Below are 22,892 nucleotides of genomic sequence, written 5' to 3'. Positions count from 1 at the left end.
CATATGCACCCCTTTAATACCTTCGTGATTCGCCCGCTCGCGCTGCTGGTCTGCTCGGCCTGGATGACGGGCTGTACCGTCGGCCCGGACTACCGGGCCAGTAACGAGCCCGCAGTAGAGCTGACTCAAAGCCCCGATACCGCGCTGTATAGCAGCACCCGCCTACAACAGGATTGGTGGCGACAATTCCAGGACCCACAACTGGATGCGCTGATCGATCAAGCGCTGGCGCGTAACCATGACCTGCGCATTGCACAAGCCCGGTTGCTGGAGGCTCGCGCGGTGCTGGACCAGCGTCAGTTGGACCAACTGCCAACGGTGACCGCCAGCGGGGCTTATTCCCGTAGCCTGTCCCAGGCCAACCCCGGCCCAAGCGGTGAGCGCAACCTGGCCAAGACCTATCAGGCCGGCCTGGATGCGCAGTGGGAGCTGGACCTGTTCGGCAGGCTGCAGCGCCTGTCGCAGGCGTCTTCGGCACGCGCCGAGGCCGTCGCGGCAGACCTGGCGCAAACCCGCATCGTAGTGACCGCCGACGTGGCGCGTCACTACTTCGAACTGCGCGGCGCGCAACGGCAGTTAGCGGTGGCACAGGCCAACCTGAGTAATCAGGAAAAAACCGTGGCGCTGGTCCAGGGCCGCGTGGATGCCGGGCGCGGCACCGCCGACGAGTTGGCAAGCGCCCTGGCCGAGCGCGCACGGGTGCAAGCCACATTGCCGAATCTGGAAACCCGTCAAGCGCTCAGCCGTTATCGGCTCGCCGTACTCACGGGCTCGCGTCCCAATGAGCTGCAAGCGCTGACCGACCTGAAAGCGCTGCCGGCATTGGTCACGCGCTTGCCGATTGGCCAGGTCAGCGACTTGCTGCGACAGCGTCCCGATGTCGCCAGCGCCGAACGCGCTTTGGCGGCCTCGAATGCGGACATTGGTGCCGTGACAGCCGAGCTTTACCCAAGGATCGACCTGGGTGGCTTTCTCGGCTTTGTGGCCTTGCGCGGTGGGGATTTGGGCAACAGCGGCAGCCGCGCGTTCAGCGTGATGCCCTCAGTCAGTTGGCCGGCGCTGCATCTGGCCAGTGTTAAGGCCCGGCAGCGAGAGGCGCAGGCGCGAGAGGTGGGTGCCCGAGCGCGTTATGAGCAAGTGGTGTTGAATGCGATTGAGGAAACCGAGGGTGCGCTGACGACCTATAGCTTGTCGCAGCAACGGGTTCGTAGCCTGGCTGAGGCAGCTGCGCAAAGTGAGCGTGCAGCTCGACTGGCACATGCGCGTTATGAAGCAGGTAGCGCGGCTTATCTGGTAGAGCTGGATGCTCAGCGTACGCAATTGAATGCACAGGATGCGCTGACTCAGGCAGAGACCGCATCGTATCTCAACGTGGTACAGCTTTATAAAGCGCTGGGTGGCGGCTGGCGTGCACCTCAATCAAGCGTATCGAACTGAGAGAATCTGCTGCCATCCATCCTGGTTGGCAGCACTCATCCGGTAATTATTTGCGTTAGGGAAAAAACCGATAAACAAGCATTCAGAATGGGTCACCTACAGACTTTTAACATGCAATGCCGTAAAGCTAATTATAGATAATATTAACCACTATACCAGCAGTAAACTTCCCGAGCGCTGCTGCAGGCGAGATCCATTTCAACCGAGCCTCATAAGCCTTAGAGCTTGACAAAGCAGTTTCTTTTGGTGAAAAGACAAACCGCTGACCATAATTTATTAGCTTATTCGCCGAAACGTCAAAAATACCTATCCCAACCGACTTATTGTTAATTGGCACCAACACATTCAAATCCTGCACGATGCCCGAAATAGCATTTATCGACAAATCCACACCATAAGCAGAGCTGCACGCGCGATTTTCAGTAATAGTGAATGCAACGCTTTTAACTACTTCTCCCTGCTTTGAGTTATTAAGATACGCTTTTCCGAAGTCAATATCCTTAGGACTGATTGATAGCCTTGACTCACAAGGCTCGTATTTTAGCCCGCCAATTCCACTCAGTGTTGGCGCCACTGTCTTAGGGGCGCCCACGCCACCAGCACCGTCAAATTGAAATGCAACCATATTATTTGTCGTGGATAGGTTTCCTGTTTTCAGCGCTGCTGATGGCGTTTTTTTATATAGAAATACCGAATAACTCAGGACCGTAGGATTACCTTGACGACATCCCGAACTACTTATGCACCCAGGCACCATTATGGGTGTTTGGATTTTCTTGGTTTCTGGATACGTGTAAGATTGCCCCATAAACTCGATGCCCAAGCCAATCTCCGCCCCCAGATCGACCGCCTTGGGATTCAAATAAATGTATATATACTCAGCCTCGTTGCGGTTGTCTGCCCAACATTCCAGGCTGATGTTTGTCGGGCTCACCGACCTCCAAACAAAATTGTTTTTTGGCATGATACTAGGAATTGGCGCAGGGTTAATAATAGCCATATGTGTAGAGTCCCCCGTTCCCTCGCATGTCACAGCACTGCATTCCGCACTGCAAACTGCGGCTAACACCACAAGCGTTGCGTAGGCGATTCGCTTTTGCAAAACTTTATCTTGTTGATGGCACGACTGAAAACTCAAATTTCTCAAAACACTAACCCCTATTTTGGAACTTTAAAAACAGCCATAACCCTAACATACTCAACCACCTATTCAACCAGTAGAAGTCGCCCCCCCCCCGGAGACAAAGCCATTTTTCTATGGCTATTTATCCTACACCGAGCCGTATGACGCGTGTCATTCTATTTTTAATGTCATTAATACTGTCAACCAAAATACTAGCGAACGGAGCGTACGCACCTGCAAACTCCATTACTCATCCTACAAGGCATTTCGAAAAACCCTACACCTAGAACCGAATCCTCCGACAAAGCTAGGCTTTAAACCGTAGGATACTAACCGAACTCTTGTCGGGATTGACTCATAATTAAAAAATATGTTTTTTATTATTAATTTTGCTATCCAATGTAGTTTTAGCAGACGGATTTTATACCCCCTCAACGTCTATCATTAAACTACCCAAAACACTCATTGTGTCAGGCAATATCCCGACAGGGCAAACCCTATGGAAATCGATGCCCGTCACCACTTCTGCCACATTGAACCAACCCAGCTGGAGCCGTTCTGAGATTTATGCAACGATGAACAGCAGCATTCTATCCTCTTACGGACAAGACGTTTATTAAACCAATATTCCTGGCATTGGCATTAAGTGGCGTGGTACATGGAAGGGCCCATCAATTCCATCTGGTTATACCGAGCCAATAAGAGGAGGAAATATTATCGAACCCGCCCGTGATATTAAGGGATTTACAGATACTCAAACCATTTGGGTGAAACTTATAAAAACGGGCCCAATCAAGCAAGGGGCGTTATCGATCACATCAAATGTCGAAGTCGTGTACTACTGTCCTTGCGACAAAAAATGGGCAGTATCTGTTGTTGGTACCAGTTCAGTAGCAGCTGCACGGAAGTGCTCGCTATCTGCCCCGTATCAACGGTACCTCTAGGTAAATCTCTACAACTGCTTTCAATGGAGTAGGCGGACGCTCCAGCCCAGTAGTGTTTTCCATTAATCTGTCTTGCTCAGGAGAGGATCCAGGAATCAGTATTGCCTCGTACGTCACGCTCACAGATACCTCAAACCTCAATAATATTTCTGACATATTATCATTGCCCCATGAATCAAGTGCATCAGGGCCCGGCATTCAGATAAGCAAAGATGGAGGTATAGTCAAGTATGGCCCCGACTCCACCGCGATAGAAACTATCAACCAGTGGAAAGCTGGCGACATACAAACTGGGGCGTCTGTATTTAGAATTTCACTTCGTGCCAGCTATATACAAACCAAGCCAAAAGTCACTACTGGGACAGCCATCGACCGGGCCAATTTCACACTCTGCTATCACTGAGCCAGGTAGACGATCGTCATGACTGATCCTCCATTTTATTCGTTATGGCAGTGGCACGCTTATAAACCAGAATTGCTACTTCGACCCGCCCGACGAACACCTCGACATCTTCATGGGTGCGGGCCAACCCATTCCGCGCAACTAATGCCTCCAACTCACGGCACACCAGAATCAGTGTTTTAGCTTTGCCGACAGCCAATGCACCTCGAATCCGATGCAATAACTGGACAGCCTGATGACTGCCCTGATCAGGATCCAGCGCTTTAAGCTCACTTAAATCTCGCGTGATAGTTTCAATGAACAGTTCGAGCATGCGTTCAGGCACGTTTATCCCGTCCGCATCGCTTGCCTGTGCCGCGATCTCGCAGACTCGGTATACCGTAGGATCAAGCACACTGCGCAAACACAGATAAAGTCCCTGGATATTCATCGGTTTGGATAACCAGTTGTTCATGCCCACGCGGATGCAATGCTCGCCCTCCTCGCGCAGCGCATTGGCGGTGACGCCGATAATCGGCATATCCACATCGCGCTGGCGCAGCGTATCCGCAAGTTCATAGCCGTCCATGAGCGGCATGTTCACATCCGTCAGCAATACGTCGTAAGCCTTCAGTTCCAACTGCCGCAACGCCTGGACGCCATCGGGCACGACATCCACCGTACAGCCGATACGTTCCAGTTGCTCTTTCATCAGCACCTGGTTGACCGGGTTGTCTTCGGCCACCAGCACATTCAGCTCCAGTTGCAGATGCGTCACCGGTGGTTGCGGTAACGGTGCCTCCGATTCGCCAGTGATCGCCATCACCAACGCACGGCAAATGGACCCGACGCTGTTCTGGTTCACCACCACGTCCTGGCCGATAAACTGGGGCGTACTACTGAAATCATGCTGGGCGAAGACATTAATCGCGCCTGAGCTTGCCACCTCAACCTCTTGCGGCATGACCGTCAACACGGCATCAGGCGCCCCGCCCGCGTCATCGCCCATCACGGTAGTGCGTGCACCGTGCCACTCCAGCCAGGCGCACAGGTTATCGGTCAAGGTTGCATAGGGCGTACGAACATCGATGCACTTGCCTGATAACTGGGGCAATAAAGATCGGGGGGCCTCTAGCGTTTCAAGGCTCAACTCAAATATGAATGTACTGCCCTCACCCGGCGCACTGTCCACGGTCAACGCACCTCCCATCATCTGGCTGAGGTGGGCGCAGATAGGCAGCCCAAGCCCGGTGCCGGCGACGGTGTGATGTTTACTGTCGGCCTGGTAAAAACGCTCGAACAGTTGCGCCTGCACCACTTCGCACATCCCTGGGCCGCTATCGGCCACGCGCCATTGCAGGCTCACCTCGCCTGCGCAGACTCCGATAGGCGACAGGAAGACTGCGACATGCCCGCTCTGGGTGAACTTGATCGCATTATTGAGCAGGTTGCCGACGATCTGCTGAATACGCAGGCGGTCGCCCTGCACCAGGTTCGGCACGCGAGGGTCAACACAGCAGTAAAGCGCCAGCCCTTTATTCGCAGCCATCGCCGAGAACCCGCGTACAGTTTCTTCGAGCATTTCCAGTGGCTGGAACGCGACGGACTCCAGAACCAACTGGCCCGCTTCGATCTTGGACAGGTCCAACACATCGCTGATCAAGTGCATCAATACCGCGGACGAACTATCAATGGTGCGCAGGTAGCCACGTTGGCGTTCATCCAGAGAGGTCATGCCCAACAGCTCAAGCGTGCCCAGCACACCGTACAACGGCGTGCGTAGCTCGTGGCTCAGGGTGGCGACGAAGTTGCTTTTCTGTTCATTAGCCGCATCCGCCGCCTGGCGAGCGAGTAGCAACGATGCAGATGCTTCGCGGTGGGAAGAAATATCAGTGAAGGTACACAGCAACACGCTGTCGCCAAGATACTCGGTGGGTGTATAGCGCACATGCAAGACCCGCTGATCGACCAGCAGGCAGCCTTCACCGGTAAGGGGTTTATTTTGCTCAAACAGCGGCCATAGCGCCATCATTGGTGCAAACTCGGTCGGCTCGCCCAACCATTGCGTATACAAACTGTTCTGCGTCACCAGTTCGATCTGCGGCCCCTTGACCACACACAACGCCAGCGGCACCGTTTGCAACAAAGACAGGTTGAAGTCATGGTTGACCAATAACTCCCGAAAGTCATTACTCGCCGGCACCAAAATGCGCCGTCGATACCATCGGATAACCGACCAACCACTGATGACGCATAAACCCAGCAAGCCGACCAGCCCAAGCAACTGCCAACGCGCATCCAGGATCAGTTGTTTATAGGGGATACGATACAGGGCCTGCCAGGCGCCCATGTCCCCGGTGCTGCGCTTGATCAGCAGCCCTGAGGTAGTGAAATGGAAGCCGCTTTCATACTGGTAAATCTGTGGCGACTTGCCGCCCACTACACGCGTGCCGTCCGGCGCGACGATGTCGACATCGCTGTACAGCGGCAGATCAAAAAACTGCTTTTCTATCCTTACCCCGGGCGCGTCAAACTCGTCCCAATACAGCAAGGTAGCGGCAACCAGTTCCCTGGGGGGGCCCTTTCGTTCCCACTGGTCTTCTTCGATGCGACCAGAGACGTAGCCCAGTATTTGTTGAATGTCCTCACCACCCAAAAAGAAATGACTGGGCCGCCAGCGCACCAGCAAGTCACTGCTCAAGGGCGGCAGCTGACGCGCAGATTGCTTGACCTCGTTCAAGACCTGGGAAAAATTGCGCTGGCCTGGATGAGGCTGGGGGCTGATCGCAGGAATCGCGATGTCGAAATCGCTCGACAGATCAAACACGAACATTTGCGGCGACGCGAAGGTTGAACCGCTCCAGAAGTCGCCATACACATTTGCCAGCGCACCCCCCAATTGCAGCTGTTGGCTCAAGACACCGTCATGCGCGTCGGCGGCCTTGATGGGCAATGCCGCCGAAAACGTTGTGGCGACCTGTGACGCCTGGCCTTCATAAATGCGCATGTTGCCCTGAGTCGTTTGGTTGACCACATAAGCTTCAGGGTTGAATACCGGCTTGTATTCCAACTGGCTGCTGGCCTTGATCGCCCGCAGCAGAAAAATCTCATGATCGTAGGCTCGGCCCACGAAACGCATGAAGTGATAATCGACTTTGAGCACTTCGCCGCGAATGATCTTGTAGGTCACCCAATAGCCGGTCACTGCGAAAAACACCAGCAACAACAAGGACATCAGCAGACCAAAACTCAGGCGCAGCGAGACTTTTTCAAGCTTGCCGACGCTCGATTGCCTATAGCGCATACGCGGTGCCGTTTGCAGCGTTCATGAGGGTGCTTTGAGCCTTTGAAAGTTCATGTGCGGTTACCGGACAACCGTCCGCTCGGGTGAGTCTATAGGCTTTTCATTAGTTGATAAGATTAGTCCTACGCACACGCTCGAAAGAGCTGACGTTTATGGTTACGCATATCCCGCAAAATTGACTCATGGTCATCCCTTGCAGGGCATTACATGAAAACCTCAGCCGCACTCAGCCTAAGTCAGATTCCAGCCGCCCCCAAGGTTCAAGAGCCCGACGCCCAGGAGCTGCGCCAAGGGTTGGCGGATCACGCGTTTGTGGGTTTTTACCAACCTCAGCTTTCGTTGAAAACGGGTACGATTAGCGGCTTGGAAGTTCTCGCCCGCTGGCGGCACCCTCACAACGGCCTGTTGACGCCCGGTTATTTTCTACAGGCCCTGGAACGCCATGACCTGATGGATGAGCTGTTCCTGCGCCTCTTCGAGCAAGGGCTGATCCTGCGCCAGAAACTGGCCAGTCTGAACCTGCCATTGACGATGTCATTCAACCTTCAACCGTCTCAACTCAGCAACCCCATACTGAGCCAGGCGATTAAAGTGCTGCTGCGTGCACATGAGTGCCCTGCCCGAAGCATCATCTTCGAGATCACAGAAACCGGCACGCTCAATCCGTGCAGTGTCGCCATGAACAACCTCTTGCAACTCAAGCTGCTGGGCTGCGGTTTGTCCATGGATGACTTTGGCACCGGTTTCTCGTCACTGGAGCGCTTGTGTGATGTGCCTTTCACCGAGCTCAAACTCGACGCCGGTTTCGTACACAAACTCGACACGCACTCGGCCTGCACCGCCATTGTCGCCCACACTGTAAGCCTGGCAGCCAGCCTGGGTGTGTCACTGGTGATCGAGGGTGTCGAGACCCCGGCCCAGCTCAAGCGGCTCAAAACCCTGGGCGTGTCCATTGTGCAGGGATACGCCGTTGCGCCGCCGATGGCGGATACCGCGCTGCTGCCTTACATCCTTGAATACATAGCGGGCTCACAGGTGGTGCTGACGTCAGTCTGAACGCCCATTCACATCGCTCTAACTTCCCACCCCATCCGCCACGTCCGTGGTCGACCTTGAGCCGGCCAGCGCGGCGTACTTGGCATTTTGCAGTCAGGTATACGTTTTCATGTCCACGCTCAAAGCCTTCGTGGCTTTCTTCACCGTACTGCTGCCGGCTGTATCGTACGGCGGTGCCGCAACGATACCCATGCCGCAACAGCCCCTTCACTTGCTTAGCCAAGTGAGTCAGGAACCACAAAAGCTGCAATTACCGGAAGCAGACTGGGCCTGGTTGCGCCAACGGCGTGCCCTGACCCTGGGCGTGGTCGCACCGTTCACCCTGCCCTTTGACATGGTCTACGGCAACGGTGATTACGAGGGCATCAGCGCTGACGTGGTGACAATGCTCAAGCAACAACTGGGCCTGGATCTCAAAGTCATCGGGTTTGCTGACCGTGGGCAAGCGATGGCCGCCTTGCGAGCTGGCGAAATCGATTTGATCAGCCGATCCAGCGACTATGACCGCGACTCTTCTGACACGGTGGTGACGCTTCCGTACAGCGTCAATGCCCCCGTACTCTATCAACGCCAGGACAGCGACATTGCAGTCCCCCCAAATCTCAAAGGGCTTACCGTAGCGGTCTCCAAAGATTACCTGCCATACGCACTACTGACCGAACGCTATCCCCACGCGCAGTTTTTTACCTACGGCACCACCGCGCAAGCTTTAGCCGCCGTAGCATTCCAAAACGTCGACGTGTTTCTGGGCGACTCGGTCAGCACCCACTACCTGGTCAACCATAGCTTTTTCAGCTATCTCAAATTTATCCAGTTTGTGAAAATCGACTCAGGCGGCTATGGGTTTCTGCTCAAGCAGGAAGATCAACGCCTGCTACGCATTCTCAATGCTTCACTGACCACCTTTGGCCAACTGCGCATGAGCTACCTGATCAAGCGCTGGACCGGTGGCGGCACGGTGATGCCGGACGATAATGTACACCTCACCGCCCAGGAAAAACGCTGGCTGGCCCAGCACCCAGTGGCGCGCTTCATGATCAACGATGACATGGCACCCTCGGCTTTTTTTGACGCCAAGGGCCGCTTCAACGGTGTGATATCCGATTTGTTCGAGATCATCACCCAACGCACCGGGCTCAAGTTCGAGATTCAACGCGCCTCGAGTTTTGAAGGCATTCAGGACGCTTTACGTGACGGCGATACTGATTTAGCCGTGTTGACGGCCAGCCCGGAGCGCTTGAACCATATCCGTTTCAGCCATCCATTCGCAACCAGCTCGTTTGCGCTGGTCGCGCCGACGGCTGAATCGGGCCGAGAGCGTTCGAGTCTCAATGCTTTGGCCGGCAAGCGCCTGGCCATTGTCCAGGGGCATGTGCTGATCGACAGCATTCGCAAAGGCTTTCCCACGGTGAAGTTGATCACCCCGGCAAACAACCTGGAGGCCATGCGCATGGTGGTTAATGGCGACGCCGACGCTGTGTTGATGACCTTGTCCATGGCTCGTTACTACACCGCGCGCCTCTATGAAAAAGAACTGCGCGTGGCCGGTGTGGTTGACGGCCAGGCGGCCACCGCCAACTTCGCCATGCGCCGAGGCGAAACCGAGCTGCAGTCGATCATGGATAAAGCCCTGCTGAGCATCCCACCTGACGAGCTTAATGCAATCACCATTCGCTGGCGTGCCAATGCGGCCATGAGTGGCCAGAACTGGCGTGACTACAAATTGGTAATCCTGCAGATCATTTGCTGCGCATTGCTGGTGCTGCTGGTTTCGATCATTCGAATCGTGCAATTACGCCGTCAGATACGGCGCCGAGTCACCGCTGAAAAAGCCCTTAATGATCAGTTGGAGTTTCTGCAAACCTTGAACCATGCCATGCCCGTGCCGGTATATGTACGCGACCGCGAAGGACGCCTGCTGTCATGCAGCCGCAGCTATGAACATGTCATGAAGCTCTGCCAATCCGAGGTGCTGGGTAAAACCGCGTTGCAAACGAACCACGGTGATATCGAACTTGCGCCCTCGCTTCACCAGAGTTATCTGCAAGCGATGGAGGATGGCAACGCCATCGAACAGCAACTGCAGATCACCATCGAGGGACAACCCCACTTCATCGAGCATTGGATTCAGCCGTTTCGTGACTCTAATGGCACGATCGCCGGAGTGATCTGCGGCTGGCAGGACATCTCGCAACATCATCAACTGATTGAGCAACTGCAGCAGGCTAAAACCCAGGCTGACGAGGCCAGCCGCGCCAAAACCCAATTTCTTGCGACCATGAGCCACGAAATCCGCACGCCCATGAGCGCGGTGATTGGCACATTAGAGTTAGCGCTCAAACGCGCTGATCATGGCGTACTGGATCGGGTGAACATCGACGTGGCCTACACGGCCGCCAAGAACCTGCTTGAGCTGTTGGGCAATACGCTGGATATCGTACGCATTGAATCCGGGCACTTGAGCTTCTCACCACGCCGGGCCAACCTCAAGAATCTGGTGGAGATGGTGGCGCGGGTATTCGAAGGGCTGGCGAGAAAGAAGAAACTGGACCTGATTCTGGAAATCGACGCCGGTACCACCCTGGACGTCTCTATCGACCCTCTGCGCTTCAAGCAAGTACTGTCGAATTTGGTGAGCAATGCGATCAAGTTCACTGAGCGCGGCCGTATCGTCATCCGCTTGGTATGCCGCGTGTTGAACGGGCAGACACTCAACATGCATCTGCAAGTTCAGGATACCGGCATAGGCATCAGTGAGGCAGACCGGCAGACGCTGTTTCGCCCCTTTGCGCAAGTGACTCAGTCGGACCTCTCGGTCCATGGCGGCAGCGGCCTCGGGTTGGTTGTGTCGCGGTCGCTGTGCGAGATGATGGGTGGCCGCCTGGAACTTACCAGCACGCCGGGGCAAGGCACTACGGTCAATGTAACGCTCAAGCTCAAGCTTCTGGAACCGCTGCCTGAAGAAGAACTGCCATTGCCCGCGTCCTCCGAGGCTACTCCGAGCTGGGCCATGCGAGTGCTGATCGCAGACGACAATACCTTGAACCGTCAAATGCTGCGCGCGCAGCTGGAGTACCTGGGCTGCAAGGTGATTGAAGCCAGCAATGGGCTGGAGGCGTTGGAGGCCTGGCGTGCCTTTCCGGTTGACTGGCTTATCACGGATTACCACATGCCGGTCATGGACGGAGTAGAACTGACACTGGCGATCCGCAAGGAAGAACAGCAACGCAACGCCAGTGCATTGACGATTCTGGGGCTGACAGCCGACGCCCAGCAGGAAGAAATGGACCGCTGTCTTAATGCTGGCATGGGCGACTGTCTGATCAAACCCATCAGCCTGGCCATCCTCGAACAGCGCCTGGCATCACTGGAGCCAGCGGATAAGCCGGCCTATAAAGGCGCCAGACCGACGCTGCATGGGCCTGAATTCGACATGAATCTGCTCCAGCCGATTACCGGTGGCAACCCGGCAATCATTCAACAACTGCAAGCTGAATTGATGCGCAGCAATCAACAGGATATCGAACAGTTGCGTGACTTCAGTGAGACACGGGACCTCGCCGGCATTGCCGAGCTGGCTCACCGTTTGAGGGGTAGCGCAGCATTAATGCGCAATGACTATCTGCTTGGGTTGTGCAAGGAACTGGAGCATGGCTGCCGAACCGGCGCCGAGGACGTACCGGCGCAGGTCAGGCAGGTGAAGAAGGAGTTACGGCGCATTCAAAACATGCTCGAGCCCTAGGCTGTGAGCGACTACGCCAAGCCATTGCGCTTGGCCAACTCACCCAGGGCAATCAGGTTTTCCACACTCAGCTTGCGTTGCAGGCGGATTTTGTATGTGCTCACCGTCTTGTGGTTGATCATCAACTCATCGGCAATGGCCTGGTTGCCCATACCCCGCGCCAGCAGTTTCAACACGGTGATCTCACGATCGGACAGTTGCGCAATCAGCTGGCTTTCCTCGCTGGCGGCCTGGGTATTGTCGCGTAACTGGTGGATGGTGTTGGCCGGAAAATAGCTGTAACCCGACAGCACCGCCTTCACCGCGCCTATCAGTTCGTCCAGATTGTCATCTTTGCAGACAAAACCTGCCGCACCGGCTTGTAACGAGCGCATGGCGAAGTTGCGAGTGTCACCAGAGGTGAGGATCAACACACGGGTGGAAATGCCGATAGCCTTCAAGTGCGCGATGACGGAGAGGCCATCCATTTTCGGAATACTCAGGTCAAGAACGATCAGATCTGGAAGCAATTTTCGGATAATTTCCACCGCGTCCACGCCGTTGTCGACTTCGGCGACAATCGAGTGGCCTTCTTGCTCGAGCATCACGCGCACAGCCATGCGCATCAGGGGGTGGTCGTCGACGATGACTATGTTGCCCATGGTCTGGTTATTCCTGAGGTAATATATTCATAGATAATGCCTTGCATGCAGAGCAAATCAAAGGATTATACGCACAAGCGCAAGGAAAGCCTTCTGGCTCAACTTGAACTATTTAGGGAAAAAATAAAGTATACCCAAGAACAAGCATTATTTGTAGGACAACGTAACTGTCACACCTGCCCTCACTGAACCCGGGCGCGCCACGGTTGAGGTTCGTATATAGCGAACGTTCATGGCTTTGCTTATCATGCCACCGCCATTTGGCATGCTTCCGAACAGGCGTATCGACGTAGAACCGAACTTAACGGGCGTCATACCATCGACCACCTGTAATGAGACACCCGAGGCCTTTTTCGCCGCATCAGCTAATGTGAGCGTCGAGGACTGGTTGGCTGAATCGTTAACATCGCTCATCGAATAGCTGACCTGATAAGCGGGTGTACTACCGGCACAGGTTAACCCTAGTTGAAAGCTGGCAGCCTCGTTGCTATCCCCTGGCATAGGAATTGCCGAGAGATTTACTGATTTCAGCTTTAACTCAGCAGGAATTGCCAGTGTGCATGAAGGACCATTCACAATAAATGAGAAGGCCGAAAGATTCATGCCTGATTCGGCAACGAACCCCACAGAGGTAATCTTACCTTTGACTAACCCAGCGCTATTAATTGTGTACACACCAGGCGTCATCGATTTTGACGGGGAGTAGAACTTGATTCTCACAGTAGCAGGAAGCTTGAATTCGGTAATCACGGGGGGGTATATAGCGTGGGAGTATGATGTACCAAACGGGCGAAGAACTCCGTCAGGCCCTGCCACACCGCCAAAATAAAAAACATCACGCTCGCTCGTCGTGTATAGCTTGTAAGAAACGCCCTCGAACAACTGCGTCTTGCCGGAATCGTTGCCCGCTGGCGTTATCTCATTTCTCAAGAGATAAGAACCGCTCATGCCATTGCAGCTAACTTGAAGCTCTGCAGTGTGCCATGATTTCGACAACATGCCTCCCGTGTTATTGGCTATAGCTGGGATCCATGGAGCGAGGCTAAATCCCGACTCTTGCACACACCCAGCCGCCACTACGAGTGGAGCATATGCGGCCAGCAATACAATAATAGCTTTGAGAAATTTCATTTATTTAATCCCAACATAATGAATCGTCGAATTGCGCGCTGCCTCCTTCACTAAAAATCGCTTAAACTGTAAATATTACTTACAAAAAGCGCCTTAACTAAACCCTGCATGAACAGACCGAACTACAATCTAACGCCTTATGAATAAAGTAGACACTCCTAAATTTGCCGAGTGCCCAGTCGTCATTTGGCGCATTGTCAATACGTATTGACACCTACCTCCCTAAATCCAATACCAAAAGAACATTGATATTCTATCCCATATGTTTTCCATATAAAAATACCAGCTTATCTCGCCGAACTACAAACACACACCGCTGTACTGCTCGTACATCAACTCTTTATTAACCGGCGGCAGATCATATTTAACTTCACACGCCAGACTACCCCATTTAACTTTGAATGTGCCCACATCCTTTAAACCAAAAACAAGTAGTTTCGAAGCGTTATCCACCAACCCAAGAACCTTCCCTTCATCGTCATATGCCTGCGCGCCAAATGGTAAATGCGCACCTTTGCCGTCCGTTAAGTTAAATTGAAGTCTACGCCCTGACTCGACCTCAAAGTGAGTTTTAACAACTGCGCCGCGAGTCGGCACTACTTTCTTCGAACTTTCCGCCACTTCGATACTGCTGCCCATCGTACTGGTATCCAAATTAATCCAGTTATAACGATAGGGCTGCGCATAAGGCACAACCGCATAACCCTTGCTATCGGTTCTTACCGCATTGGATGAATCAATACCGATACCTTTGGTATCAGGTATTTCGACCAAGGCAAATGTTTCACCCACGGGCTGCCCCAACGTGACACCACCGCTGTGAACGACAACCGAACCTGATGCGCCGACATCCAAATGCTTGTTATCACGTCCCTGCCCATAGTTACCGCTGACTTTTGCAGTCGGCGTATCCCAGTTGACACCGAAACTGGCAGAGCTGCCACTGATTTTACTGTGGCTGCCTTGCGCTGAATAATTTAGAGTGTTTTCATCATTCAAGTTACCGGACAATCCTGTCTGAATCGCAGACTCACCCTGGTTTGAGGTGGTAACGCTGGTGTACAGGCGCTGCGAGCGGCGAGTGTCGCCAAACGGAATGCTGAACGATGCCGTCATCTGATTATCGGCACCTTGACTCCCAGCCTGCCCTTCGGTACGGGAGACCGCAAAGCTGTAGCTGATATCCGAATAGTTACCGTTGTAGCCGAACTGCCAGCGCCGGGTACTGCCTTGCCTGTTCCAATAACTGGTTTCGCCGAGGCTCAAAAACAATGAGCCACGTCCGTCCAGAGATTGGTTGACGTTCACATCAAAGCGACTTTTCTGTCGGCCATAATAAGGTGTAGCGACGTGCTCTTGTTCTTCAACATGTTGACTGAAGGTGCGATAGGACTCAGTGGAGTAGCGATAACCGACCATCGTAAAGGTGGTATCGGTCTGGCTAAGCGTCTTGGAATAAAGGAATCGCGCACTTTGACCTACGTTTTTACGCCCGGAACGCTCTTGCGAACTGCTGTTGGTGACGTCAAAGGATAATCCACCCCACGGAGAGTTAACCCCCACCCCCAAGTTTAATGCCTTATACGCCTGGGCCGCTATCAGGCCACCGTAGCCAGTGAAATTATCCGTCACCCCGTACACCAAGGTACCCTGGGTAAACTTAGGCGCGGCTTGACCTTCATTGGAATACTCACCAGCCGCCAGACTGTAGCGCGTGTTTCCACGACGGGTCATGACCGGGAGATAAGAATAGGCCTGGGAGTATTGGCGCTCGCGCCCATCAGCCTCAATGATCTTGATGCTCAGGTCACCGTTGGACCCACTGGGGTAGATATCGCTGATCTCAAATGCGCCCGCAGGGACAGTGGCCGAATAGATGACGTAGTTGTTCTGGCTGATTTCAACCGTCGCATTCGTTTCCGCAATACCTCGCACCACCGGAGCAAAGCCCACCTCATCATCGGTCAACATGCCCAATTCCGAGGATAGCTGCGCGCCTTTGAATCTCACGCTGTCAAAGATTTCACCCTGGCTGTACAACTCCCCCGCCGCGAGCTTACCTTTAAGGCTGCGAATGTCGCGCTCTACATAAGTACGGTTGCTGGTGAATTTGTCACGTACCCCCGTAGAACCTGAAATCGACGACTCATTGCGCAGGCGCCATGCGCCAATATTCAAGCCGTTGCGCAGACCGACATAGCGGTAATCGCTATTGTAGCCCTGGTTGATATTGCGGCTGAAATTGGTCTGGTAATTTGAGTAGAACGCAGTAATACCGTCATCCCATAATGACGGATCAACATACCCACGAAACTGGCGCTGGATATACGCTTGAGGCATGCTGATCTGCAAAGCCAGTGCCGTGACGTCGAACTCCACGCCCGCACCAGGCGCAAGCGACTCTACGTCAATCAATGTTTTATCATCTGCCTTCGCGGCAATCAGCTTTTCCTGCTCCAGGCGAACGACGTTGACGCCCACTGCCTTGAGCACCGAGAGAGGTATGAGCGGCTTGACCTCATTGTCTTTACCATTGGTAGCAAACTCAATACGCTGGCGCAGGATGAGTTGCTGGTTTAGATAAATATCGACATTGTAGTGACCAGGGGCAACCGAACTTCCCTGCTCGAAATACTTCAACTCAACCGGCGCACCCTGCTTACTCAGAAATGCACTATTGAATTCGACCGCAGACGCAACCGAGGGAACCGAGGCGCCGAGGGCAAAAAAACCCGTCGACCCAAGACTCCCGAGCAGCGTCATCGTGCGCCGACTCCCTGATCGAAACACCCACATAAGATTATGCCTCACAACTATCAACGTTTACTCTTAAGCGGCAACCGAACAGAAAAACCTGAAAGATTAACCAGCATCCCCTTCACCCACATAAGCTATTGGTGCCCCATAATCGTTAATGGCTTTATACTCAACGCTAAACCGCTCTTTGGAGGCCAATATGCCTCCCGAATCAACCGGGAATTTTAACGTTGCGCCAGGGCTGATCATTTCTGCTTGAACCGTATAGCGCTTGCCTGACTGCTTTAAATAAACCTCTCCAAATGAGATATAAAATGGCGATGTATTACTTGCGACAAGCCACGCCTTTCCGGACTCATGAATCAGCTGCCATTTCAGTTGCTTGGCGGACTCCTCCTCCGAACCTATAAGGCCTGTAGGACGGTAGAAAATCTTGATACGTTGGCGAATGGCGATCTGTAACGTATTATCCGATTCTGATTTTTGCGGTATTTCTTGTACGTTTAGCCAGAACACAGACTCTTTATCCGCTGGCAAGCCTTTGCCCGCATAAAAAATGCGCAAACTTTGTTGTTTACTGGCCCCGAGACGACTAAGTGCAGGGGTTAAAGCGAAAGGCACAGCTTGTTCCGAAACATTGGCCGCTGGCTCTATCCATGACTGAACCATGATGTCTTTATCACCATCATTCTTGACCATGATTGAGGTTTCTTTAAGCTTCTCCTGATAAACAACACGTGTACCACCCAATGTAATACCCGCACTTGAAACACCACTGAACAGCAACACACATCCCGCCAAAAAACATTTGGATAGCAGCTTCATTATATTTTGCCTGTGCAGAAGCTGGAGAAGCACTTACGTGCTTCTCCAACAAACGACTTACTCGTAGGTCAGCGTAAACGGCAGGTTGCCATTGGCCGTACCCGGCACGACTACGTCACCGTTGGCGACATAAGAAGCACGCAAGTTCAAGTTAGCGGAGTATTTAATATCTGGATCGGTACCGGCCTTGATCAAAGGGGAGTCAAACGAACCGTTACCGGCCAAATTAATCAGGGTATTGCTGGCGTCATACAAACCGATCCCCACGCCAGTAGCAGTGCCCGTAGTTTTCAGCAAATTGTTATTTTTAATATCTACGCCGCTACCCGAATTCGGGTCAAATTTCACCTTAACTGTGGTCAAGCCAGCAGCGGTATTGCCACAATCAAGATTGAGATTGATCGCCGAGCCCGCAACGATTCCGGCCTGGCTATTTTTCAACGAGTCGATGCTCACCTTACCCATTTTTACATCAATAACTTTCTGGGTGGTACCCGTGACACCGGTACCGGCACCGGCACTGATACCGCAAGAAGCCGCCGTCACTTCGCCGGTAAAATTGATAGTACCGTCAGCAGCCATTGCAGATGTAGCGAAAAGCCCAACGATGGACGACGCGAGAATTAGTTTGAATGGAATAGACACGACTGTGTACCTCTAGGTTGGCAAAAACAAATAGATAAGTTCACTCTGCTTAAGAGTTCCCGAATTCTACCCATCTCACAGAAGCAGCCAACCGCAGCGATCCACACAGACCAAGGATAGATCCTCAGACAATGTAGGACTATTCCTACAAGGCATAGATAATTTTTCTCAGCCGACATCAACCCCAACAAAACATGATGAATTAGAGCATATAAAATATGATGAAATATATTCGGACGGGAAATCCGATAGCGGAAAATCAATCACACACCGAGAGGGATTATTGATATTTCTAACACGATTCACATTCAGGCATGAAGTGAGTCACATCATCAGTGGACAAGAAACTCGACCGCACCGAGACAAAAAAATTGGCGTGCCTCTGTGAGGCAACGCCAACCTAAACTTCTACATTTTAACCTTGCATGTTTTTATCGATTCTAAAGCACTCAACATGCGCAAGGTGTTGGTGGGCGCAAAAAAATCAACTACCCAAATGAATTGCCTGTTTTTATCTTTCGGCGAACCATACATTCGGCAACCTTGCTTGTACCGTCACAGTTTTGATCTGCGTGTAGGCATTCAGGGTCTCCCGACAGAACTCTCGGCCAATACCACTATTTTTATAGCCGCCAAAGGCGGTGCCATCGGTAATGTTCGAGTAACGATTGATCCACACCGATCCCGCCTCCAACCTTGCTGCGGTTTCCATAGCGTGCTGCAGGTTGCTGGTATAGATTCCGGACGCCAAACCGTATTCGGTGTCATTGGCCTGGGCGATCATCGCTTCATAATCATCCCACACGATCAGCGAGAGTACCGGGCCAAAAATCTCTTCCTGGCAGATGCTCATGTCATTATGCGTTAGTAACAAGGTTGGCTGGATGAAGTAACCGTGTTCACTACCTGATACGACTGCGCGACCGCCCCCCGCGAGCAGCTCGGCGCCCTCCTCCAAGCCCATAGTGATGTAGCTCAACACACGCTCACCTTGTTGCGCGTTGACCAGGCAACTGACCCGCGACTCTTCAGACAGCGGAGACCCCACTTTCACACGATTGAATGCGGCAATCAGTTTTTGCTTGAACACTTCAAAAATCGCGGCATGCACGAACAAGCGGGTGCCGGCCAGGCACGACTGTCCGTTGTTATGAATAGCAGCGAAGGTGGCGTTATCGACCACCGCATCAATGTCGTCGATATCGGGGAACACAATATTGGCGCTCTTGCCCCCCAGTTCGAGTGTCGCGGGCACCAGACGCCGGGCGGCCACACCGGCCACAGTGCGACCGACTTGCGTACTGCCAGTAAATGACAGCTTCCTGACCAGAGGATGCTCGCTCAACGCCGCACCGACGACCTCCCCCAACCCGGTGACCATATTCACCACCCCGGCAGGAAAGATTTTGTTAATCAGCTTGCCTAACTCAAGCGTCGATAAAGAAGCGTTTTCATCGGGCTTCAAAACAACAGTATTGCCGGCTACCAATGCCGGAGCGAGCTTGAACGCAGCCATAATCGCCGGCGCGTTCCAGGGAATGATCTGCCCGCACACACCCAAGGGTTCACGTTTGGCGATGGCGTAACCACCGTCGATTTCCCGACCAGTGTCTTCATGAGCCATGATCACTGAGGCGAAATAGCGATAGTGCCGAACGGCGGTAAGGTAGTCCTTGCGTACTTCGCTAATGCAACGACCCACGTCATGGGCATCGATCATGGCCAGGCGTTCACTGTGCTCTTCTATCTCGTCCGCCAGCAGATTTACCAGACGTGCGCGCATCTGCTGGCCCAGGGCACGCCAGGCTGGAAACGCTGCATGCGCCGCATTGACGGCGCGGTCGACGTCCGTGGCATCGCAATAGCGGATATAGGCCAAGTGCCTGCCCGTGGCGGGATCGACCGCGGCAAACGAGCGCGACTTATCGTCAGTTTCAAACACCCCGTTGATCAGTGGACCATAAGACGTATCAAAATGGATGTGCATGGAGAACCTCATATTTAAAGGTGAAATCTGGATGAACCCTGATATAAAATTGCAATTACTTTATTTTTCGTCCAATCAGGTGCTGCATGGATCCTCTGTCCGACGTCCTTTCATTGTTGAGAATCCGTAATTACCATTCCGCCACGCTGTCCTTGGGCGGTGATTGGGCCTTCACCTTTCCTGAACGCGAAGGCATCAAGTTCACGGCGGTGGTCAAGGGCAGTTGCTGGCTGCAAGTGGATGGCGAACAGCAACCGCAGCAACTGCATCAGGGCGATTGCTTTCTGATGACCAGAGGTATGCCTTTTTCGCTCTACAGTGATATGTCCCAGCCGGTGATGAATTCCGACGGTCACTTTCAAACCCTTGCGGCGGACGAACTGGCCCTGCATTACGGCGGCGATGAAACTCAGTTGGTCGGTGGCCGCTTTGACTTCAGCGGTGTCCCTACTCAATTGCTACTCAGCGGCCTGCCCTCGCTGGTTCACGTACAAGGCAATGAACCGCAGGCCTCGGTCCTGCGCTGGGCGCTGGAGCGGTTCACCTCGGAGTTGCAGCAGAAGCGCCCAGGCCGCTCGCTGATGAACGAACACTTGGCGCACCTGATGCTGGTCGAAGTTTTGCGCACTCACTTGGCGACCCTGGAAAGCAGCGGCATCGGGTGGTTTTACGGTTTGGCCGACCGCAACCTCAGTGTTGCCTTGAGCGCGATGCACGCCGACCCAGCCCATCGCTGGAGCGTCCAGGAACTGGCGCAACTGGCAACCATGTCGCGCTCGGCGTTCGCGTTGCGCTTCAAGCAGGTGGTCGGCGCAGCCCCCATGGAGTACCTGACGTACTGGCGCATGTTGCTGGCCAGTGATCGGTTGAAGAACTCCGATGACTCGGTGTCCACCATTGCGTTCTCATTGGGTTATGAGTCCGAAAGCGCATTCAGCACGGCATTCAAGCGCGTCATGTTGCAGTCGCCCCGTCACTATGTGCGCGAGCATGCCGCCCAGGTTTAGTGCAGCCCGCCGCCGATTATCAGGGTTTCACCGGTGATCCAGCCTGCATCCGACGACGCCAGGAAGGCGACGGCGGGTGCAATATCCTCTGGCTGACCGATGCGCCCCAGCGGCGTGATGGCTTCTATTTTTTCGCGGAACGCGTCTTCGAAAAAACCGCTGGCATGTACGCCTTCGGTGACAACCAACCCTGGGTTTACTGAGTTGACACGGATATTTTTGGGGCCTAGTTCATTGGCCAGGGTACGGGTGATGGCGTCCACAGCCGCCTTGGAGGCGGTGTATACCGCCGAGTTGGCCGGTGTGAACGAGGTGACGCTGGAGCTGATATTAACGATGCTGCCACCCTGAGGGTTGAACACTTCAACGGCTGCTTGCGTGCACTGGATCAGACCCAGGACATTGAGGTTGAACTGGCGATGAAACTCCGCCTCGGTGATGTCGGCCAACGCGCTGGTCGAGTAAACGCCGGCATTATTGACCAAAATATCGAGGTGACCATGCTCATGCACAATGGTCTTGAACAGCGCCTTGAGGTCGGCCCTGTTCGACACATCGGCCTGCACTGCATGTGCCCTCGCGCCGGTTTGCAGGATATGTTCAACCACCCGGTCAGCGTCCTCGCGGCTGTTGGCGTAATTAACGATGACAGTGGCGCCATCCTGGGCCAATTGCTTGGCAATGGCCGCGCCAATGCCCTTGGAGGCGCCGGTCACCAGCGCGACTTTCTTGTGCAACCTTTTCATGTTCACTTCCTTTCTGTTGCTGGCTGAAACTCAGTGAATCCAGCTTAAGAGGATGTGGGGAACCGGTTAATAGCCAATGCTCCAGAAAAGCTCTTTGATCGTCCAGCTGACAAACCGCACATTGGTAATTGACGCGAGCCACTGACTAGTCGTACGTAAAAGCCACACTGACCGCCGCGGTTATTTTTCCGGGCGTGGCGACTTTTTCCGTTCGAACGTACTGAACGCTCATCGCCTTACTGAGAGCTCCATGCGTCAAACTGCCCATTGAAGATTTCACCGGCGGAGAAAAAATAACGGCGCGGCCTTCGTCCGACAATTGCAATGCTATGCCGTGCGCCTTCAAAGGTTCATCAGCCAGGGTTAAGACAGTAGATGTATTCGCTGGGTTATAAACGTCAGTCATCGCGTAACTGACCTTGAATGAGGGGGCGTTAGCATTGCAGGCTAAACTTAAGGTGAATGCCCCCCCTTCTACCGTTGAACCTATCGCAGGAATAGAAACGATGCTTACCTGTTTCAACTTGACGATGGCGGGCGTTGTCAGTACACACGACGTACCTTTTGCCACAAACGAAAAGCCTTCACTTTGCATAATCCACTTACCAGAATAGACGCCGGGCGTCGAATAGTTAATATCACCTCGAACAAGATCTAAAAGATCTATATTGCGCACACCGGAAGAAAGGCTCTTGCTGGAGCTATAAAACCTTATTTTAACTAAAGCTTTCAGATCAAATGCTGAGGTCCCGGAACCGGGACCCGTTACTTTGGAACTTTCGTAGGGAGCCGAACCGAACTGCTGCTCTGCTCCATTATCTACTGCAAAAGTACCAAAATAGAAAACATCAATAACATTCGTTTTATAGAGCTTGTAACTAACCCCTTCAAACACCACTGAAGTGCCGGCAACGGCACCAACCGCACTCATCTGGTTAGTATAGGTACCATTGTACATTCCAACACACTTGAGCATCATGGTACCCGTATGCCAAACACTAGATATCACACCCCCACTGTCGTATGGTACATCCGTAATTTTTGGATAGATTTTATTTCCGCTGATTACACAACCTGCCAATGCAGAGCCCGGCAATGCAATCAGTAGACCAACAACAACAATCCAGAAACTTCTTCTGCACCTGCGAAAACCCCACATATACTT

The 22,892-nt window shown here is 53.2% G+C and carries 14 protein-coding genes; 4 read left to right on the top strand and 10 right to left on the bottom strand.

The genetic code is table 11. The features are described 5' to 3' along the window. Positions 1-3: 3 nt before the first annotated feature. A complete protein-coding gene (locus IH404_RS11550; RefSeq protein WP_194440448.1) occupies positions 4-1,437 on the top strand; it encodes an efflux transporter outer membrane subunit in 1,434 nt (477 codons plus the stop codon). Between the two features lie 127 nt (positions 1,438-1,564). Here the strand turns inward: IH404_RS11550 and IH404_RS11545 are convergent, their stop codons facing one another. Together IH404_RS11545 and IH404_RS11540 are read right to left on the bottom strand one after the other, a co-directional pair. Next, a complete protein-coding gene (locus tag IH404_RS11545) occupies positions 1,565-2,437 on the bottom strand; it encodes a fimbrial protein (protein ID WP_194440447.1) in 873 nt (290 codons plus the stop codon). Between the two features lie 1,486 nt (positions 2,438-3,923). Further along, positions 3,924-7,190 (bottom strand): hybrid sensor histidine kinase/response regulator, encoded by a 3,267-nt coding sequence (locus tag IH404_RS11540; RefSeq protein ID WP_057704052.1) that lies wholly within the window; start codon positions 7,188-7,190, stop codon positions 3,924-3,926. Between the two features lie 207 nt (positions 7,191-7,397). Between IH404_RS11540 and IH404_RS11535 the strand changes: the two genes are divergently transcribed. Together IH404_RS11535 and IH404_RS11530 are read left to right on the top strand one after the other, a co-directional pair. Beyond that, positions 7,398-8,246: an EAL domain-containing protein gene (locus IH404_RS11535; RefSeq protein WP_122735720.1), complete on the top strand. Its 849-nt coding sequence runs from the start codon at positions 7,398-7,400 to the stop codon at positions 8,244-8,246. A gap of 109 nt (positions 8,247-8,355) precedes the next feature. Then, entirely contained in the window at positions 8,356-11,988 is a 3,633-nt protein-coding gene (locus IH404_RS11530) for a transporter substrate-binding domain-containing protein (protein WP_082629687.1), read from the top strand. Positions 11,989-11,999: 11 nt separating this feature from the next. Here the strand turns inward: IH404_RS11530 and IH404_RS11525 are convergent, their stop codons facing one another. From IH404_RS11525 to IH404_RS11500, 6 genes are all read right to left on the bottom strand, one after another. Then, positions 12,000-12,629, bottom strand: coding sequence for a response regulator transcription factor (locus tag IH404_RS11525; protein ID WP_005787308.1), 630 nt, complete (start codon positions 12,627-12,629; stop codon positions 12,000-12,002). 147 nt (positions 12,630-12,776) lie between these two features. Continuing rightward, positions 12,777-13,760, bottom strand: a complete 984-nt coding sequence (locus IH404_RS11520) for a fimbrial protein (protein WP_057704050.1) — start codon at positions 13,758-13,760, stop codon at positions 12,777-12,779. Positions 13,761-14,060: 300 nt separating this feature from the next. Beyond that, on the bottom strand, positions 14,061-16,523 hold the full coding sequence (locus IH404_RS11515) for a fimbria/pilus outer membrane usher protein (protein WP_194440446.1): 2,463 nt from the start codon (positions 16,521-16,523) through the stop codon (positions 14,061-14,063). A 99-nt stretch (positions 16,524-16,622) separates the two neighbouring features. Further along, complete coding sequence (locus IH404_RS11510; protein WP_057704159.1) at positions 16,623-17,342, bottom strand: molecular chaperone; 720 nt, start codon at positions 17,340-17,342, stop codon at positions 16,623-16,625. A 57-nt stretch (positions 17,343-17,399) separates the two neighbouring features. Next, positions 17,400-17,987: a fimbrial protein gene (locus IH404_RS11505; protein WP_057704048.1), complete on the bottom strand. Its 588-nt coding sequence runs from the start codon at positions 17,985-17,987 to the stop codon at positions 17,400-17,402. A gap of 511 nt (positions 17,988-18,498) precedes the next feature. Beyond that, positions 18,499-19,974, bottom strand: coding sequence for an aldehyde dehydrogenase family protein (locus IH404_RS11500; RefSeq protein ID WP_194440445.1), 1,476 nt, complete (start codon positions 19,972-19,974; stop codon positions 18,499-18,501). An 86-nt stretch (positions 19,975-20,060) separates the two neighbouring features. On the opposite strand from IH404_RS11500, the gene IH404_RS11495 reads away from it, so the two are divergent. After that, entirely contained in the window at positions 20,061-20,981 is a 921-nt protein-coding gene (locus IH404_RS11495) for an AraC family transcriptional regulator (RefSeq protein WP_194440444.1), read from the top strand. Here IH404_RS11495 and IH404_RS11490 read toward each other — a convergent pair. Together IH404_RS11490 and IH404_RS11485 are read right to left on the bottom strand one after the other, a co-directional pair. After that, entirely contained in the window at positions 20,978-21,727 is a 750-nt protein-coding gene (locus IH404_RS11490; protein WP_194440443.1) for a glucose 1-dehydrogenase, read from the bottom strand. The two genes, IH404_RS11495 and IH404_RS11490, sit on opposite strands and share 4 nt — an antisense overlap. 145 nt (positions 21,728-21,872) lie before the next feature. Next, positions 21,873-22,886, bottom strand: a complete 1,014-nt coding sequence (locus IH404_RS11485) for a fimbrial protein (protein WP_207301756.1) — start codon at positions 22,884-22,886, stop codon at positions 21,873-21,875. Positions 22,887-22,892 lie beyond the last annotated feature (6 nt).

It is taken from the genome of Pseudomonas sp. OST1909, assembly GCF_015277575.1.
In the GTDB taxonomy this organism is placed as follows: Bacteria; Pseudomonadota; Gammaproteobacteria; order Pseudomonadales; family Pseudomonadaceae; genus Aquipseudomonas; species Aquipseudomonas synxantha_A.
Note: the sequence above shows the minus strand (reverse complement) of the source record. Positions and strands in the feature narration are given on the sequence as shown.